The 17,361-nt window shown below is 72.7% G+C and carries 17 protein-coding genes; 6 read left to right on the forward strand and 11 right to left on the reverse strand.

All coding sequences use genetic code 11. The features are described 5' to 3' along the window. Positions 1–2: 2 nt before the first annotated feature. The 6 genes from BT341_RS28950 to BT341_RS28975 are packed head-to-tail and all read right to left on the reverse strand — an operon-like array spanning position 3 to position 7,659. Positions 3–1,280, reverse strand: a complete 1,278-nt coding sequence (locus BT341_RS28950; RefSeq protein WP_245805138.1) for a beta-galactosidase — start codon at positions 1,278–1,280, stop codon at positions 3–5. A gap of 36 nt (positions 1,281–1,316) precedes the next feature. Then, positions 1,317–2,237 carry a dihydrodipicolinate synthase family protein gene (locus BT341_RS28955; protein ID WP_072479288.1) on the reverse strand — a complete coding sequence of 307 codons (921 nt, stop codon included), beginning with the start codon at positions 2,235–2,237 and terminating at the stop codon, positions 1,317–1,319. After that, entirely contained in the window at positions 2,237–3,190 is a 954-nt protein-coding gene (locus tag BT341_RS28960) for an oligopeptide/dipeptide ABC transporter ATP-binding protein (protein ID WP_072479289.1), read from the reverse strand. Before BT341_RS28960 ends, BT341_RS28955 begins: the two co-directional genes overlap by 1 nt. After that, positions 3,187–5,091 carry a dipeptide/oligopeptide/nickel ABC transporter permease/ATP-binding protein gene (locus BT341_RS28965; protein WP_072479290.1) on the reverse strand — a complete coding sequence of 635 codons (1,905 nt, stop codon included), beginning with the start codon at positions 5,089–5,091 and terminating at the stop codon, positions 3,187–3,189. The genes BT341_RS28960 and BT341_RS28965 overlap by 4 nt, the downstream gene beginning before the upstream one ends. Further along, positions 5,088–6,047, reverse strand: a complete 960-nt coding sequence (locus BT341_RS28970; protein ID WP_084743021.1) for an ABC transporter permease — start codon at positions 6,045–6,047, stop codon at positions 5,088–5,090. The genes BT341_RS28965 and BT341_RS28970 overlap by 4 nt, the downstream gene beginning before the upstream one ends. A gap of 13 nt (positions 6,048–6,060) precedes the next feature. Continuing rightward, the gene (locus BT341_RS28975) at positions 6,061–7,659 is read right to left on the reverse strand and encodes an ABC transporter substrate-binding protein (protein ID WP_072479291.1); all 1,599 of its coding nucleotides are present in this window, start codon (positions 7,657–7,659) and stop codon (positions 6,061–6,063) included. Positions 7,660–7,845: 186 nt separating this feature from the next. On the opposite strand from BT341_RS28975, the gene BT341_RS28980 reads away from it, so the two are divergent. Next, positions 7,846–8,571 carry a FadR/GntR family transcriptional regulator gene (locus BT341_RS28980; protein WP_072479292.1) on the forward strand — a complete coding sequence of 242 codons (726 nt, stop codon included), beginning with the start codon at positions 7,846–7,848 and terminating at the stop codon, positions 8,569–8,571. Between the two features lie 16 nt (positions 8,572–8,587). Here the strand turns inward: BT341_RS28980 and BT341_RS28985 are convergent, their stop codons facing one another. The 5 genes from BT341_RS28985 to BT341_RS29005 form a co-directional block, all read right to left on the reverse strand. Then, complete coding sequence (locus BT341_RS28985; protein ID WP_072479293.1) at positions 8,588–9,226, reverse strand: LuxR C-terminal-related transcriptional regulator; 639 nt, start codon at positions 9,224–9,226, stop codon at positions 8,588–8,590. 2 nt (positions 9,227–9,228) lie between these two features. Beyond that, on the reverse strand, positions 9,229–9,618 hold the full coding sequence (locus tag BT341_RS28990) for a hypothetical protein (protein ID WP_072479294.1): 390 nt from the start codon (positions 9,616–9,618) through the stop codon (positions 9,229–9,231). A gap of 30 nt (positions 9,619–9,648) precedes the next feature. Next, a complete protein-coding gene (locus BT341_RS28995) occupies positions 9,649–10,857 on the reverse strand; it encodes a cytochrome P450 (protein WP_143168666.1) in 1,209 nt (402 codons plus the stop codon). A 166-nt stretch (positions 10,858–11,023) separates the two neighbouring features. Next, the gene (locus BT341_RS29000) at positions 11,024–12,415 is read right to left on the reverse strand and encodes an aspartate aminotransferase family protein (RefSeq protein WP_072479295.1); all 1,392 of its coding nucleotides are present in this window, start codon (positions 12,413–12,415) and stop codon (positions 11,024–11,026) included. Between the two features lie 111 nt (positions 12,416–12,526). Next, positions 12,527–13,027: an Lrp/AsnC family transcriptional regulator gene (locus BT341_RS29005; RefSeq protein ID WP_072479296.1), complete on the reverse strand. Its 501-nt coding sequence runs from the start codon at positions 13,025–13,027 to the stop codon at positions 12,527–12,529. A gap of 173 nt (positions 13,028–13,200) precedes the next feature. Here BT341_RS29005 and BT341_RS29010 point away from each other — a divergent pair, with 173 nt between their 5' ends. From BT341_RS29010 to BT341_RS29030, 5 genes are all read left to right on the forward strand, one after another. Then, positions 13,201–14,574 carry an APC family permease gene (locus tag BT341_RS29010; RefSeq protein ID WP_072479297.1) on the forward strand — a complete coding sequence of 458 codons (1,374 nt, stop codon included), beginning with the start codon at positions 13,201–13,203 and terminating at the stop codon, positions 14,572–14,574. 111 nt (positions 14,575–14,685) lie between these two features. Then, positions 14,686–15,162 (forward strand): hypothetical protein, encoded by a 477-nt coding sequence (locus BT341_RS29015; RefSeq protein WP_072479298.1) that lies wholly within the window; start codon positions 14,686–14,688, stop codon positions 15,160–15,162. Then, complete coding sequence (locus BT341_RS29020; protein WP_072479299.1) at positions 15,155–16,312, forward strand: PPE domain-containing protein; 1,158 nt, start codon at positions 15,155–15,157, stop codon at positions 16,310–16,312. Before BT341_RS29015 ends, BT341_RS29020 begins: the two co-directional genes overlap by 8 nt. Next, a complete protein-coding gene (locus tag BT341_RS29025) occupies positions 16,309–16,596 on the forward strand; it encodes a hypothetical protein (RefSeq protein ID WP_072479300.1) in 288 nt (95 codons plus the stop codon). Before BT341_RS29020 ends, BT341_RS29025 begins: the two co-directional genes overlap by 4 nt. A gap of 50 nt (positions 16,597–16,646) precedes the next feature. Then, positions 16,647–17,339, forward strand: coding sequence for a hypothetical protein (locus BT341_RS29030; protein WP_072479301.1), 693 nt, complete (start codon positions 16,647–16,649; stop codon positions 17,337–17,339). Positions 17,340–17,361: the final 22 nt, after the last annotated feature.

Consider the following 17,361-nt stretch of genomic DNA (forward strand, 5'->3'; position numbering starts at 1 on the left):
TCTCATCCTTTCAGGACGGCGACACCGCGCGGGGCGAGCCGGACCGCGCCGACCGGCCGCGAAGGGTCGGTCAGCAGGTCCGGTGCGGCGGACGGCAGGTCGACGGTGACCGGCTCGGTGCCGTGGTTGAGCAGGATCAGGTAAGCGCTTTCCGCGCCGTGGCGGACGACGGCCTGCACCCCGGGCGGAGCCGCGAGCACCGGCGTCACCCCGGCTTCGGCGGTGACGCGGCCGAGCAGCGCCGCCAGGCCGGGCCGGGTGCCGAGGTACCAGGCCACCCCGTCGCCGAAGGCGTGCCGGGTGATCGCGGGCCGCCCCGCCGGCTCCCCCGAAACGAAGGACGCGACGGCTTCGGCGCCTTCGGGCTCGATCCAGTCGGCCCAGATCGTCCCGGCGTCCGGTGTGCCGTCGGCGAACTCGAGCTCGACGGGTTCGTCGAGCGGCCAGAACTCGTCGACCCGCAGGCCGAGGACGTCGCGCAGCGGCGCCGGATGCCCGCCGAGGTAGGCGCGGTCGCAGCCGTCGACGATGCCGGTGAAGTACGAGACGACCAGGTGGCCACCGGCCCGGACGTACGCCCGCAGGTTGTCCGCCGTGGCCTGCTCCATGAGGTACAGGTTCGGGACGACGACGAGCCGGTAGCGCGTGAGGTCCCGCGACGGGTGCACGACATCGCAGGTGATGTTGGCGTCGAACAGCGGGGCGTAGTGCGCGAGGTGCGTTTCCAGCTGGTCCAGCCGCGCCGGGTGCGAGTCGAGTTCCAGCCCGCACCAGCTGGGCCAGTCGTGCAGCAGCGCGACGTCGGCCCGCACCCGGGTCCCGGCCAGCTCCGGCACCCGGGCCAGCTCCCGGCCGAGCGCCGCCGTCTCGCGGAACGTCCGCGTGTCGCGGCCGCCGTGCGGGACCATCGCCGAGTGGAACTTCTCGGCCCCGCCGGCGGTCTGGCGCCACTGGAAGAACAGCACGGCGTCGGCACCCTGGGCGATGGCCTGCCAGCTGCCGAGCCGCATCGCACCCGGTGGCTTCGGGCTGTTGCGGGGCCGCCAGTTCACCGCGCTCGGCGCCTGTTCCAGCAGCAGCCACGGCCGGTCCTTGGCGGACCGGACGAGGTCGTAGGCGAACGCGGCCTCGACGTGGGCGCGCGGGTCGCCGGGATCGGGGTAGGAGTCGAGGCTGACGACGTCCTCGTGCGGCGTCCACGTGTGCCAGTCGAGCGCTTTCTGCACCAGGCCGACGAAGTTGGTCGTGATCGGGACGTCCGGGGTGACCCGCCGGAGCACCTCCCGTTCGGTCAGGAAGCTCGCCGTAGCGGATCATCAGAGCAGACCGGCTTCGGCGAGCTTTTCTTTGATCCGCAGCAGTTCCTCGTCATCCAGCGGCAGCTGCGGCGGCGCCATCACGGCGTTGTCGATGAACCCGCGCATCTTCATCGCGGCCTTGAACGCGCCGAGCCCGGCCGAGCCGCGGCCCATCCGGCTCGGCGGCGCGACGGCCGTGATCGAGAACAGTTTCAGCAGCCGTTCCTGCTCGCGGCGGGCCGCGGCCAGGTTGCCGGACTTGAAGTGGTCGTGGATGAGCACGTACCCGACCGGGTCGACGTTGCCGAGGCCGGGGACCGCGCCGTCGGCCCCCATCGCCAGGGCCGCGTCCACCACCAGCTCGGATCCGGTGAACACGGCGAAGGAGTCGAGGCCGCGGTCACGCTTGCCGAGCAGCACCGCGCGGAACGCCGCTTCGTCGCCACTGGAGTCCTTGAGCGCGGCGATGACGCCGTCGGCGGCGAGGTCGAGCACCAGCCCGCCGTCGAGCTTCGTGTGGACGGCGACCGGGATGTCGTAGGCGACGATCGGCAGCGACGTGCGCTCGCGCAGCAGCCGGAAGTGCCGGTCGATCTCGGCGACGTGCGTGCGCGTGTAGTAGGGCGCGGTGACGACGACGGCGTCGGCACCGGCGGCTTCGGCCACCCGGATGTGCTCGGCGACCCGCAGCGTCGTCATGTCGATGCAGCCGGCGAGCACCGGGACGCGGCCGGCGACCTGGTCGACCGTCGTTTCGATGACGACGCGGCGCTGCGCGTCGGGCAGGAAGGCGACCTCGCTGGAGGAGCCGAGGACGAACACGCCGTGGACACCGGCGTCGAGCTGGACCTCGACGTGGCGGCGCAGCGATTCGGTGTCCACGCTGAAGTCGTCGTGGAACGGCGTGCACAGCGGCGGGACGATGCCGGCGAACTTCATCAGGCGGTCACTCCGGTCGGGATCTCGGGATGGATGCAGCGGTAGGTGTGGCCGCCGTCGGCCACCGACAGCGGCGGCAGCTCGGCCGCGCACTCGCCGGTGGCCTTCGGGCAGCGGGTGCGGAACGGGCACCCGCTGGGCGGGTTGGTCGCCGACGGCACCGGGCCGGTGAGCACGATCGGCTCCACCGGGTGCAGCAGGCTGGGCGTCGCCGAGAAGAGGGCGCGCGTGTACGGGTGCCGGGCGGCTTCCGGGAGTTCGGGAGCCGGTGCCTCTTCGACGATCCGGCCCAGGTACATCGTGACGATCCGGTCGCTCATCTTCTTGACGGTCTGGATGTCGTGCGAGACGAACACCATCGCCAGCTCCAGCTGCTCGCGCAGGTCGAGCAGCAGGTTGAGGATCTGGGCGCGGACCGAGACGTCGAGGGCGGAGGTGGGTTCGTCGGCGACCAGCAGCGCGGGCCGCAGGGCCAGGGCCCTGGCGATGGCGACGCGCTGGCGCTGGCCGCCGGACAGCTGGCCGGGCACGGCGTCGGCGACGCTCGGCGGCAGGCCGACCAGGCTCATCAGCTCGCGGACGCGGTCGTCGCGCTCGGCCGGCGTGCCGACGCGGTGGACGTCCAGCGGGTCGCGGATGATCCTGGCGACCGCCAGCCGCCGGTTCAGCGCCGTGGCCGGGTCCTGGAACACCATGCCGACCTCGCGCCCCGACCCGGACTCCAGTGGTTTCCCGCGGAAGCGGACGCTGCCCGCGGTCGGCCGCTGCAGCCCGACGATCACCTTGGCCAGCGTCGACTTGCCGCAGCCGGACTCGCCGACGACGCCGATCGTCTCGCCCGGGTGCACGACCAGGTGCGCGTCGGTCAGCGCGTAGACGTTCCGGTGGCCGAACAGGCCGCGGCCGCGGATCTTGTGGACGACGTGGACGCCGTCGACCTCCAGCAGGTTCACGCCGTCGCCTCCTTCTCGCGCGTGATGCCGGCCGCCGGGAAGTGGCAGGCGACCAGGTGCTCGACCGGCTCGCCGAAGCGGACCGGGGTCTCGTCGTGGCACTTGGCCCGTGCCGCCGGGCAGCGGCCGGCGAACCGGCAGCCCGCCGGGAACTCGGCCGGGGCCGGGACGACGCCCTTGATCTGCGTCAGCCGGGCGTCGTTCTCCTCCAGCGACAGCACGGCGCTGAGCAGCCCCCGCGTGTAGTGGTGCCGCGGCGAGCCGACGACCTCGGCCGTGGCGCCCAGCTCGGCGACCTGGCCGCCGTACATCACGACGACGCGGTCGGCGATCTCGGACACCAGCGCGAGGTCGTGCGAGACGAGGATGAGCGCGAAACCCAGTTCTTCCTGGAGCCGCAGCAGCAGCGCCATGATCTGGGCCTGCACGGTGACGTCGAGCGCGGTGGTCGGCTCGTCGGCGACGATCAGCTTCGGGCTGCGCGAGAGCGCCATCGCGATCAACACGCGCTGGCGCTGGCCGCCGGACAGCTCGTGCGGGTAGGCCCGCAGCGTCCGTTCCGGGTCGAGGTTGACCAGCTCCAGCAGCTCGGCCGGGGTGCGGGTGCCGCCGCGGCGGGTGAACTGCTTGAGCTGGGCGCGGATCGTCATCGCCGGGTTGAGGCTGCTGAGCGCGTCCTGGTAGATCATCGCGATGTCGTGGCCGAGGTGCCGGCGGCGTTCGCCCGGGCGCAGGTTCAGCAGATCCCGCCGCGCGAAGCGGACCTGGCCGGACACCTTCGCGGCCGGCGGCTGCAGGCCGAGGATCGACAGCGCGGTGAGCGTCTTGCCGCACCCGGACTCGCCGATCAGGCCGAGCACCTCGCCGGCGCGCACGCTGAAGGACACGCCGTCGACGACGTCGGCACCGCCGTGGCGGCCCGGGAAGGAGATCCGGAGCCGGTCGACCTCCAGGACCGTCTCGCGGTGGTCCACCGACCGGGCGGTGCGGGCGAGCCGCTCCCCCGCCTCCCGCAGGCCCGCGATGGGCAGGACGGGTGCGGTGTCGGCGTCGTCGCGTGCCTCGACCGCCTTCGCCACCTCGGCGGCCTTCACCGCGCGGGTCGACGGCGCGGCCCACGCGTCCGAGATGCGCTCGGACAGGATGTTCAGCGCCAGCACGGTGACCAGGATCAGCAGGCCGGGGAACAGCGTCGCCCACCAGCCGCCGGTCAGGACCAGGTCCTTGCCGTCGGCGAGCACCGAACCCCACGACGGGTCCGGCGGCTGGATGCCGGCGCCGACGAACGACAGCGACGCCTCGAAGACGATCGCGTCGGCGACGGTGACCGTGCAGAACACGAGCACCGGCGCGGCGCAGTTGACCGCGACGTGCCGGGTCAGCACGAAGAACCGGCGGGCCCCGATGACGCGCTCGGCGGCGACGTAGTCCTCGCCGTACTGGGCCAGGACGTTCGCCCGCACGACCCGGGCCACCGGTGGCATGTTGAGGAACCCGATGGCCAGGATCAGCACCTGGATGCCGTGGCCGAACACCGCGACCAGCACCGCCGCGAGCGCGATGCCCGGGAACGCCATGATGACGTCGAGGACGCGCATGATCACGGCGTCCACCCGGCGGTGCGACGTCGCGGCGAACGCCCCGATCACCGCTCCCGACACGAGCGCGAGCGCCACCGCCCCCAGGCCGATGGCGAGCGACCAGCGCGTGCCGGCGACGAGCCGGGAGAAGATGTCGCGGCCCGAGGTGTCCGTGCCGAACCAGTGGGCGCTGCTCGGGCCGCCGGTGTCGGTGCTGAGCGCGTCCGGGCTGTGCGTGGCCACGAGCGTGCCGAGCACGGCGACCAGGACCAGGACGCCGAGGATCGCGAGTGCGGGCCAGGCCCCGCGCAGGCGCTTCACGCGTGGCTCCGCAGGCGCGGGTTGGCGATCAGGTACAGCACGTCGACGACGAGGTTGACCAGGACGAACCCGATCGCGATCGTGATGACGAACCCCTGCACCTTGGCGGTGTCGCCGTCGGTGACGGCCTGGATCATGTTCTGCCCCATCCCCGGCAGCGCGAACATCGTCTCGATGACGACGGCGCCGCCCAGCAGGTAGCCGACCCGCAGGCCGAGCACGGTCAGCGGCGTGACGAGCGCGTTGCGCAGCACGTTGCGCCCGACCACGACCACCGGCGGCAGGCCGCCGCCGCGCGCGGTGCGGACGTAGTCCTTGTCCAGCTCTTCGACCATCGACGTCCGGATCACCCGGGTCAGCTGGGCGGCCACCGGCAGCGCCAGGGAGACCGCCGGCAGCGCCAGCGAGTTCAGCCAGCCGCCGACGGAGTCGGCCGGGCTGACGTAGCCGCTGGTCGGGAACAGGCCCTGGCCGACGGCCAGCCACTGCACCAGCAGCAGCGCCACCCAGAACGCGGGCGCGGCGACCCCGGCGAGGGTGACCACGCGGATCAGCTTGTCGGGCCAGCGATCGCGGAACAGCGCCGACGTCACGCCGAGCACCAGCGCCGCCACGAGCGCGATGACCAGCCCGAGCAGGGTCAGCTGCACGGTCAGCGGCAGCGCGGTCGCGATGGTCTGCCCGACCGGCTGCTTGGTGATCACGCTGGTGCCGAAGTCGCCCTGCAGCAGGTGCCAGACGAAGTGGACGTACTGCAGCGGCAGCGGGTCCAGCAGCCCGTTCTCCTCCCGGAACCGCTGGAGCTGCTCGGCGGTGGCGTTCGCGCCGTCGAACGCGGCCAGCGCCGGGTCGGTCGGGGCGAAGCGCATCACGACGAACACGAACAGGATCACGCCGAGCAGCAGCGGGATCAGGGCGAGGATGCGGCTGAGCAGCATCCGCACGACGACGGCCACGGGTGTTCTCCTCCTAGACCGGCTTGGCCTGGTTCAGGTAGATGCCGGGGTAGCCCTGGGCACGCACCCCGGTGATCGCCTTCGGGTCCCACGCCGTGCCGAGCTGGGTGAACACGACCGGGTAGATCACGGCCTGCTCCGAAATCCGGTCCAGCAGCTGCTTGTTCAGCGCCGTGCGCTTGGCTTCGTCGGGCTCGGCCGCGGCCTGGTCCTGCAGCTGCTGCAGCGCCTGGGCGTCCGGGCCGGTCCAGCGGGCGTACTTGCTCGTCAGGATCGACTTGGCGTCGTAGTAGTAGCGGATGAGCAGGTCTGGGTCGTTGCCGAACTGCATCGGGTTGTTGGTCGTCGCGACGACCTGGAAGTCCGTGCCGGCGTCCAGCTTGGAGAACAGCGCCTTGGTGTCCTGGGAGTCCAAAGTGGTCTGGACGCCGATCGCGTCCCAGCCTTCCTTGATCACCTTGACGCAGTCGGCGACCAGCGAGGTGTTCGTGGTGGACAGCGTGACCTTGAGGCCGCTCACGCCGGCCTGCTGCAGCAGCTGCTTCGCCTTCTCGGGGTGGTAGACGAAGTCCTGCGCGGCGGGCTGCGACGACGGGAGCTTCGGGTTGATGAACGACGTCCCGGGCGAGCCCGCGCCCTTGAGGCCGATGTCGATCATCTTCTGCTTGTCGATGGCGTAGTGCAGGGCCTGCCGGACGAGCTTGTTGTCGAAGGGCGCGTGCGCGGTGTTGAAGAGCAGGAAGAGGTTGTTGCCGCCGTCGGCGAACTCGACGGTGCGGCCGGCCTTGCGCAGCTGCTCGGCGTTGGCGGCCGGGATGTTCTCGGCGATCTGCGCGTCCGGCTTGGCGCCGGAGATGGCGGCGACGCGCGGCGCGGCGTCCACGATGGACTTCCACAGCATCCGGTCGTAGGCGGCCGGGCGCGGGCCGTTGTAGTCGGCGAACTTCTCGAAGCTGGTGTGGCTCAGCGGCGCCTGCTCGACGACCTTGTACGGGCCGGAGCCGACGACCTTGCCGCTCTTGGCGTCGTCCCACTTGCCGTCGTAGACGTGCTTGGGCACGATCTTGCAGCACTGGATGCGCTGCAGCGCGTACGGGAAGGGGAACTTCAGGACGAACTCGACCGAGCGGTCGCCGGTCTTGCGGACCTCGGCCAGCCAGTGCGAGAAGAAGCTGTGGATCAGCACGTTCTCCTTCTCGTCGAGGGCCCTGGCGTAGGTGAAGACGACGTCGTCGGCGGTCACCGGCTGCCCGTCGTGCCACTTGGCGCCGTCTCTCAGGTCGAACTTCAGGCTGGTGCCGCTCGTGTCCGCGGGCAGCGCCTTGGCCAGGCCCGGGAACGGCGCGCGGGTGATCGGGTCACCCTCCACGAGGGACTCGTAGCAGTGCAGCATCGCGGCCATGGAGAACGCGGACGCGGTCTGCAGCGGGTCCCACGTCTGGTTGTTGCCGTAGCCGATCACGGCGGTCAGCGAGCCCGCCGAGCTGCCGGTCTTGTTGGTGGACGCCGGTCCGCCGCACGCGGCGAGCACGGCGGGGAACGCCAGGGCCGCGCCGGCGAAGGTGCTGTAGCGCAGCAACTGGCGGCGGCTGAGCGACGGGCTCTGGGACATCGCTGTCTCCCGGGGGCCTGAAACGGTAGGACGTGGGACGTCCTATGACCGGCGTGAGCCTAGGATGGCTTCGCGAGCCGGTCAAGAGCCGGTCTCGCGCCCGTCCGGGCGGCGAAGCCGGGCATGTCACAGCTCTGGACGTATGACGTAGGATGTCCTCTCATGCCGCACCCGGGGAGGACAGCCGTGGCCCGTCCGCAGCGCAGCGAAGAGATCACCAAGCGCATCATCGACCTGATCGTCGAGCGGGAGCTCCCGCCGGGCGCGCCCATGCCCACCGAGCTGAGCCTGATGGAGGACATCGGCGTCAGCCGCAACTCCATCCGCGAGGCCATCAAGGCCCTGCAGGCCCTCGGCATCGTCGAGATCCGCCACGGCTACGGCACGTTCGTCGGCTCGGCCGGGTCGGAGTCGCTGCAGACCTGGCTGCTGTTCCGCACCCGCGCCCGCGGCGCCACCGACGTCGGGCGGCTGCGCGACCTGCTGGAGGTGCGGGAGATGCTCGAAACCGAGCTGACCCGCCGCGTCGCCGCGGACCACCGGCCCGAGCTGGTGGAAGAGCTGCAGGCGTGCGTGGTGCGGATGCGCCGCAAGGGCCCGGACGCCGCGGACGCCGACCGCGAATTCCACGACCTCATCTGCGCCGAGGCCGGGTTCGACCTCGCCCGCGAGCTCACGGGCCTGTTCTGGGACGTCTACCGGATCGCCGAAAGCGAGCTGGGCGGCCCGGCCTCCTCCCCCACGGCCACGGCGAAGCGGCACCAGGCGATCGTCGACGCGCTGGTGCTGCGCGACGCCGATGCGGCGGCCGAAGCCGTGCACCGGCACTTCGACGAGGTCCGCAAGCGCGCCAAAGCGGGTCCGTACGGCGGTTTCGGCGTCGCCCGGCCGATTCCCGCCGCGCGGTCCTGACGCTGCGTCGCGGGGTTCAGCCCGGGTGGCAGAGCCCGCGCTCGTACGCCAGCAATCCCGCCTCCGTCCGGTGTGCGCAGCCCAGTTTCCGCACCACCTGCGCGACCAGGCTCCGCGCCACCGGCTCTGTCACCTCCAGCCGGGTCGCGATTTCCGCGTTCGTCGCCGCCTGGCCCACCCACGCCAGCACTTGCCGCTCGCGGCCGGTCAGGCTGTCCACTCTCGCCAGGCGCTCGTCCCGCGGGCCCGACAGCCGGGTCGCCGCCGAGACCAGGCGGCGGGCCGCGTCCGGGGACAGCACCCGGTGGCCGTCCGCCGCCAAGCGGACCAGCCTGATCAGCTCCTTCCGGCGGGCCGAACGCAGCAGGAATCCCGATGCGCCGTCGCGCAGCGCCCGCAGGATCGCCGCGTCCGAGTCGAACGTGACCAGGGCCAGTACCGCCGGGCGGCGCGCCACCGGGCCGAGCGGGCCCAGCCGCAGGTCCAGCAGCACCACGTCCGGCAGCCGGCGGCGGACCGTCACGCCCGCCGCCGTCGCGTCCGGGACCGCGCCCACCAGCTCGATGCCGTCCGCTTCGGCCAGCAGCCCGCCGAGGCGGGCCCGCACCGCCGGGTCGCGTTCGGCCACCACCACGCGGACCGGCGGGGCGACCACCCTCAGCCCTGGGGCCGCAAGCGGATCAACGGCAGGTCCGTGCGGGACGCGCCCACCAGGTCACGCCCGCCGGGGCCGGTCAGCCGCAGCTCGCGGAACCGCACCGCCGACAGCTGCGCCGCCTCGATCGGGTACACGTCGCCGTAGCGCCTGATCTTGTCGACCAGCTCCTTGCCCAGCAGCTCCACCAGCCCGGCGTGCCGGGTCGCGCCGCCGCCCAGCGGGACGTCCAGCTGCTTGCGGACCTCGGGAAACCGCTGGTCCAGCTCGACGGCCAGCTGGTGGATCGTGACGTAGGGCTGCCCGAAGTCGGCCGCGTCCGGTCCCGGCGGGATGTCCTGCAGCACCTTGACGAGCTTGTCGTCCATCCCCAGCTTGTCCCACAGGGTCACGGTGTCCTCCCGTCGCGGCCGCGCCCACGTCTACCAGAGGACGGGCACGCGGTCCACTCCCCCGGTGACACGGTTCGTCCGGATCGCCAGTTCATCGACCGGCACGGCCAGCCGCAGCCCGGGGAACCGGCGGAACAGCGAGCCGAACACGACGCGCAGCTCGGTGCGGGCGAGGCTCGCGCCGATGCAGAACCAGCCGCCGTAGGCGAACGCCACGTGCGCGTTGGGCTTGCGGCCCGGGTCGAACTCCGCCGCGTCCGGGAACACCGACGGGTCCCGGTTCGCCGCCCCGAGCGCCAGGACGACCGCGTCGCCGCGGGCGATCGTCACGCCGCCGAGCTCGACGTCGTCGTGGGCGTACCGCAGGACGCCCAGGCCGCCCGGCGCGGCCAGCCGCAGGATCTCTTCGACGACGCCGTGGACCTGCCCCTCGGGGTCGGCGGCCAGCGCGTCGCGCCGGGCGAGGTCGGTGAGCAGGTAGAGCACGCCGAGGTCGATCCGGTTGGACGTCGTCTCGTGGCCGGCGAACAGCAGGCCGGCGGCGAGGCGGGCGAGGTCGTCGTCGCCGAAGGCCGGCTCCTCGGCCTGGGCGCGGACGAGGTCCGAGACGACGTCCTGGCCGGGCTCGCGCCGCTTGTCCGCCGCGAGGCGGGCCATGTAGGCGGCGAACTCGTCGAGCGCGGCGTCGGCGCCGTCGCCGATGTCCATCCGGCCCATCCGCTCCGACAGCACGCGGAACGTGTCGCGGTCCGCGGACGGGACGCCGAGCAGTTCGCAGATCACCAGCACCGGCAGCGGGAACGACAGGTGTTCGTGCAGGTCGACCGGCCCGCCCGCGCGTCGCGCGCGCTCCATGGCGGCGTAGCAGCCCTCGGCCAGCTCCTGGACGTGCCCGGCGAGCCGCCGGATCCGGTTGGCGGAGAACGCGGGCACGAGCATCTTCCGCATCCGGGCGTGCGTGTGGTGCTCGGTCTCGTGGTCGCCCTGCGGACGGCTGAGGATGGCGGCGTCCGACAGCGCCGACGCCTGCTCGGGCGCCGGGTGCGAGCGGCCGAACCGCGGGTCGGTGAACACGGCGCGGACCTGCTCGAACCCGGTGACCAGCCAGGCCGGGTCCCCGGTGGGGGTGGTCACCGGCACGACCGGCCCCTGCCGGCGCAGCACCTCGAACAGCGGGGCGATCTCCAGGACGTTCGGCCGCTCGAACGGCAGGCGCGGAGTGTCCGTGGTCGCGGTCATCGGGTTCTCCTCCCGGATGCGCGGCCGGTCCGGCGCGACGCGGGCGGCCCGGTCACCGGCCGCTCCCCCGGTCCCCCGGATTCCACGGTACTCAGAAACCCGCGCGCGGGCGGGCAGCGCGCGATTCCCGCCCTTCCGGGCCGATCGGCCACAGGAGACGCGAGCCCTACAGCAGCTGCCAGGCGCGCGTGAGCGTGTCCCGCAGAATCTGCTCCATCTCGTCGAACTGCGCCTGATCGCAGACCAGCGGCGGCGACAGCTGCACGACCGGCTCGGCCCGGTCGTCGGCCCGGCAGTACAGCCCCGCGTCGAACAGCGCCTCCGACAGGAACCCCCGCAGCACCCGCTCGGACTCCGCGGCGCTGAAGGTCTCCTTGGTCGCCTTGTCCTTCACCAGCTCGATGCCGTAGAAGAACCCGGCCCCGCGGACGTCGCCGACGATCGGCAGGTCGAGCAGCTTGTCCAAAGTGGACCGGAACGCCGTCTCACGGGAAAGCACGTGCCCGTAGAGGTCCTCGCGCGCGATCAGGTCGAGGTTCGCCAGCGCCACCGCGCACGACACCGGGTGCCCGCCGTAGGTCGAGCCGTGCATGAACGTCGTCGCGCCGCGCGTGAACGGCTCCATCAGCCGCTCGCTGGCGAGCACCGCGCCCAGCGGCGCGTACCCCGACGTCAGCCCCTTGGCCGTGGTGATGATGTCGGGCTGGTAGCCGTACCGCTTGGCCGCGAAGTCGTGGCCGACCCGGCCGAAGGCGCAGATCACCTCGTCGGAGACCAGCAGCACGTCGTGCTTGTCGCAGATTTCCCGCACGCGCGCGAAGTAGCCGGGCGGCGGCACGAAACAGCCGCCGGTGTTCTGGACCGGCTCCAGGAACACCGCCGCGACGGTGTCCGCGCCCTCGAACTCGATCGCCTGCTCGATCTGGTCGGCGGCCCAGCGCCCGTAGGCCGCGTAGTCGTCGGCGTGCTCGGTCGCGCGGTAGAAGTTCGTGTTCGGGACGCGCAGCGTGCTCGGCACCAGCGGCTCGAAGTCGGCCTTCGCCCCGGGGATGCCGGTGATCGACAGCGCACCCTGCGAGGTGCCGTGGTAGGCCAGTGCGCGGCTGATCACCTTGTGCTTGCCCGGCTTCCCGGCGAGCTTGAAGTACTGCTTGGCGAGCTTCCACGCCGTTTCGACCGATTCGCCGCCGCTCACGGTGAAGAAAACGCGGTTCAGGTCGCCCGGCGACGCCTCGGCCAGCCGCGAAGCCAGCTCGATCGCCGCCGGGTGCGCGTGCCCCCACAGCGGGAAGTACGCCAGCTGCTTCGTCTGGCGCGCGGCGGCCTCGGCGAGTTCCTCGCGGCCGTGCCCGACCTGGACCGCGAACAGACCGGCGAGCCCGTCGAGATAGCGCTTCCCGCGGGCGTCCCAGATGTACGGGCCGTCGCCGCGCACGATCACCGGGACGTCGGTCTCGTCGTAGGCGGAGTGGCGGGTGAAGTGCATCCAGAGGTTGCTGTGGGCGGCACGGGCGAGCCCGGCAGCGTCGGCGGAGGCGAGGTCGGCGGTAGTGGTCATGCCTCGGTTATCGCACGCGTCGAAGCGTCGGCGCAAGCGATTCAGTCGTCCAGTCGAACTTGGACGACTAATCCATGGTCAAGTTCACCGCTTCACCTTCGAATTTAGTCGTCACGCTCCGCGAGTGCCCCATTGGTAGGTCTGCTTCCGCAGCTTGAGGTAGACCATGACCTCGGCGTGCCGGACGCCGGGCAGCGCCCGGATCCGCGTCGAGATCAGCTGCAGGAGCGCCTCGTCGTCCGCGCAGACCGCTTCGCAGAGCAGGTCGTAGCGCCCGGCGCACAGGATCACGTACGCGATTTCGTCCATTTCGGCCAGTGCGTCGCCGACCGGCTCGAGCGGGCCGTCGACGGTGATCGCGATCATCGCCTGCCGGAACAGCCCGACCTGCAAGGGATCCGAGACGGCGACGATCTGGATGACGCCGGAGTCCGACAGCCGCTGCACCCGCTGCCGCACCGCCGCCTCCGACAGCCCGACCGCCTTGCCGATCGTCGCGTAGGCGCGCCGGCCGTCCTCCTGCAGCTGCGCGATGATCTGCCGCGAGATGTCGTCGAGCACCGGCGGCACGGGCCGGCTCGGGGTGTCCTGGCTGCTCACGCCCCGGATCATCCCCGACGCGGGCAAGGCAGGGCAAACCCGGCGCGTCCGTCACGGTCGGTAACTCGATCCGAAGGAGATCTCGCCCATCGGCAACGAAATCCGTCGTGTTTGTGGCGTTGACAACACCGATTCACCTGCTGTTCCATCCGTCGCACCTTGCCCCCGGCCGGAGGGAACGCCCCATGTCCCACACTCCCGCCCCGCCCCTGACCGGTGCCGCCGCCGCGCCCGCCGGGCCGCGCACCCTGACCCGGTCCATCGGCGTCGGCGGCGGCACGCTGCTCACGCTCAGCTGCGTGACCCCCGCGTCGTCGCTGTTCGTCCTCGTGCCCCCGCTGTTCGCCGACCTCGGCACCGGCACCGCGCTCGCCATCGCCCTCGCGGTCCTGCTCTGCGTCGGGATCGCCTTCTGCTACTCGGAACTCGGCACGCTGGTGCCGAGCGCCGGCGGCGAGTACGCGATGGTGACGACCGTCGCGAACCGGTTCGCCGGCTGGCTGACGTTCATGCTGTCGTTCGTCGTCATCCTGGTGGTGCCGCCGATCATCGCGATCGGGGTCGCCGGCTACCTCTCCGCCGTCGCCGACGTGGACCCGTCGGTCGCGGGCGCGCTCGTCATGCTCGCCTCGACCGTGATGGGCCTGCTGAACCTGCGGTCCAACGCCTGGATCACCGGGATCTTCCTGGTCATCGAGCTCGTCGCGATCTTCGTCGTGTCGCTGCTCGGGTTCACCCACACCACGCAGAGCCCGGCCGTGCTGCTCGAGCCGCACCTCGGGACGAGCGCGATCGGCCTGATCGCGGTGGTCAGCGGGCTCGCCGTCGCGTTGTTCGTCGTGCAGGGCTTCAGCACCGCCGTCTACCTGGCCGAGGAGATGCGCGAGCCGCGCAGGACGGTCGCGCGCACCGTCTTCTGGACGCTCGCGATCAGCGCGCTGGTCATCCTCGTGCCGGTCGTCGCGATCACGCTCGCCGTGCCGGACGCCGGCGCGCTCGCCGGCGTGGACCTCACCGCGCTGGTCACCGGCTGGAGCACGTCGGCGGTCGGCGTCGCGATCAGCCTGTGCATCGCGGCGGCGATCGTCAACGCCGTGATCGTGATGGTCATCCAGAACTCGCGCGTGCTCTACGCCTCCGCCCGCGACCAGGCGTGGCCGACGCCGGTGAACCGCGCGATGAGCGTGGTCGGCTCCCGGTTCGGCTCGCCGTGGGTGGCCACGCTCGTGACCGGCCTGTCCGAAGCCGTCCTCTGCTTCGTGCCGGTGGACACGCTCAGCGGCGTCACCGGGGTCGCCGTCGTCGCGCTCTACCTCGCCGTCGCGGCCGCCACGCTCGGTGCGCGCCGGGCGGCGCACCGCAAGCCGCACGTGTGGCGGATGCCGGCCTGGCCGGTGGTGCCGCTGCTCGCCGTCGCCGCGCTGGCCTACGTGCTGGTCGAGCAGAGCGCGCTCGACCTCGGCATCACCGCCGGGGTGCTGCTGGTGTCGGCGCTGTACTGGTGGGGCTACCTGCGCCGGCGTCCCGGGCGCTGGGTCGTGACGGTGCCGGAGGACTAGCTATCCGCCCGTGCAGTGTTCGTGTCCGGCCGTGCACCCGGGCGGGGACCTCTTCTCATCGCGGCGCCCATTGGCCAGGATGGACGCCTGGGTGGCGAGGGAAGGACCTCCATGGCGACAGTGCGCGACGAAGCCGACGCACGCCGGCAGCTGCACGCGGAGCAGCGGCGCGAGAAGGCCGAACGGCGGGAACCGAGGGAGCGGGCGTCCGGTGTGGCGAAGCCACAGGGTGCCGGGGCGGCCGCGCTCATCGCCGACGGCTCGGACGTCCTCGCGCTGGACTACGCCGAGATCGACGACGCCAAGAAGGCCCTGGACGCGCACTACGAGGAGCTCGCGGGACACCTGCGGACCGCGCGCGACCTGAACGTCCCGCTGGCCGACGGCAAGGGACCGGTCTCGCACTGGATGCGCCGCTCGTTCGGGCTGCGCGGCGGCGCCGAGGCCGGCGGCGTGCAGGCGGCCCTGGAGTCGTACCTGGCCGAACTGGCGTCGCTGCGGCAGGCGCTCGACGTCGTCGCGGCGACGCACCGGCGTAACGACGAAGAGGCCGCCGAGGCGCTGCGGGTGGGTGAGCCGGATGCCTGAGTTCTACTCGACGCGTCACGCGCCGACCGCGCGGCAGCGGGCGAAGGCCAAGCGGGTCCGCCGCGAGCAGGCCGCGAACGAGCGGGAAGCCGCGTTCGGCCGGATCCACTGGAACAGCTACGAGCACCGCGAGCTGTGGGACATGGTGCAGTCGGCCGAACCGGCGAAGCTCGGCGAGCAGGCGCACCGGTGGGCGGAGGTGGCCCGGGGCGTCGACACCGCGACCGGGAACGTGCACGCCGTGGTGCAGAAGCTGCTGCTGTCGTGGCGCGGGCCGTCGGCGGCGCAGGCCGCGGAGTCGGTGCAGCGCCTGACCCGCTGGGCGAGCACGGCGGGCGGCAACGCCCGTGACGTCGGCGACGGCCTCGACGCCTACACCGCCGCGATCACCGAAGCCCAGCGGAAGATGCCGGAGCCGGTGCACTACTGGGCCGAGCGGTGGTTCCGGGCGGGATACGCGGTGAAGCGGCTCGACGGGCCGGAAGGCACGTACCTGCTGGACGAGCTGCTCGACGACAAGCTGCCGACGAAGAAGCAGGCGGACCAGGCCAAGGCCGAGGCCGTCCGCGTGATGGAGCAGTACGAGAGCGCGAGCCACGACGTCCGGCACCGTCTCCCGCCGGAGTTCGGCACGGCACCGGCGGTGAGCGCGGGTTCGGATCCCGTGCGCACCCGGGTTCCGGTGGCCCCGCCGGGCCACGATCCGTCGGTGCCTTCGGTTCCCTCGGCGCCGTCGTCCGGCCGCGAGCCGGGCGACTCGACGGCGGTCGCTTCCGCGGTGCCGCCGGCGTTCACCGGGGCCGGGATGCCGGGTGGCGGGGTCGACGGAGTGATCGGCGGTGCCGGGCCGGGCGGCGCTTCGTCGTCCGGCTACGGGCCCGGGGTCGCGGGCATCCCCGGCGTCGGTGTGCCGGGCGCGGACGCGCTCGGGGAAGGCGGCCGGGCCGGCACGGGACGTTTCGGGACGGGCACCGCGGGATTCGGCCCGGGCTCGACGGGCGGCCGTGGAGCGGGGCCGGGCTTCGGCATGTACCCGCCGGGCCAGGGCACGCGACGCGAGGAGGACGCGGAGCACCGCGACAAGTACGCGGCGGGCTACGACCTGCTCGACGACCTGCCACCGGCGTACCCCCCGGTGTTCGGCGAATGAGCGGCTTCCACGCGGACCCGGCAGCGCTCGATGCCCTGGCGCTGCGGCTGGAGGACACCGCGGACGAGTACAGCGCGGCGGCGGCCGAAGCCGAAGCGGCGGCTTCCGGGGACGTCGGGCCGGTTGTGGACGCGCTGGCGGCGTTGGCGGCGGAGTGGTCCGGCCGCATCCGAGCGGTGGAACGAGATGTCACGACGGCGGCGGCCGGCGTCCGGACGGCCGCGAACGCCTACCGCGAAACGGACATCGCGGCAGCGGACGAACTGGGCCGGGCCGATGACTGATCCTGCGCACCGGCCGGCTCGCCCGGCCACTTCACCACTGGGCCGCGCCGATGACTGAATACCCCGGTCTGGGCTGCAACCCCGTCCCCGGCCGCCCGGATGCCGTCGCCGAAGCGGCCCGCCGGTGCACCGCCGCCGCGGCTCGGCTCGAAGAAACCCCGGCCCCCGGCGCGATTCCGGAGTGGGCCGGCCCGTCCGCGCAGGCGCTGGCCGACCGCGCCCGGCGGGCCGCGGCCGGGCTCGCCGATGTCCCTGGGGCCCTGCGCGCGGCCGCCGCCGTTCTCGACGACTGGGCCGGCACCCTCGCCGCCCATCATCGGCGGGCCGGCGAACTCGACAGCCGGGCCGCCGCCGCCCGGCGGGCCGTTCGCGACGCCGAGGACGACCTCGAACGGGCCGAAACCGAAGCCCAGTTCTCCCCCGGCACGCACCAGCAGCTGACCGCCGCCCGCGCCCGGCTCGCCCGGCAGCGCGACAACCTCGACCGCGTCGTCGCCGAAGCCCGCGAGCTGGAACGCGCCCACGCCACCGAAGCCGCCCGCGTCAGCGACCGGCTGCGGGCCCTCGGCGAGGGCGCTCCCCTCCCCAGTTCACCGGTTTGCCCCGGCCTGGCCACCCATCTGGAGACGTTCTCGGCCGCCGCGCGCGAGCTGGGTGTCACCGTCGCGCGGACGCCCGTCGCGCCGGTGACGCCGCCGCCGGGCGCCGTGGGCGCGTTCGCCGCGGCACTGGGTGGCCGGTGAAACTGCCCGCCGTTCCGGGGAT

The organism is Amycolatopsis australiensis, from assembly GCF_900119165.1.
GTDB classification, from domain to species: Bacteria; Actinomycetota; Actinomycetes; order Mycobacteriales; family Pseudonocardiaceae; genus Amycolatopsis; species Amycolatopsis australiensis.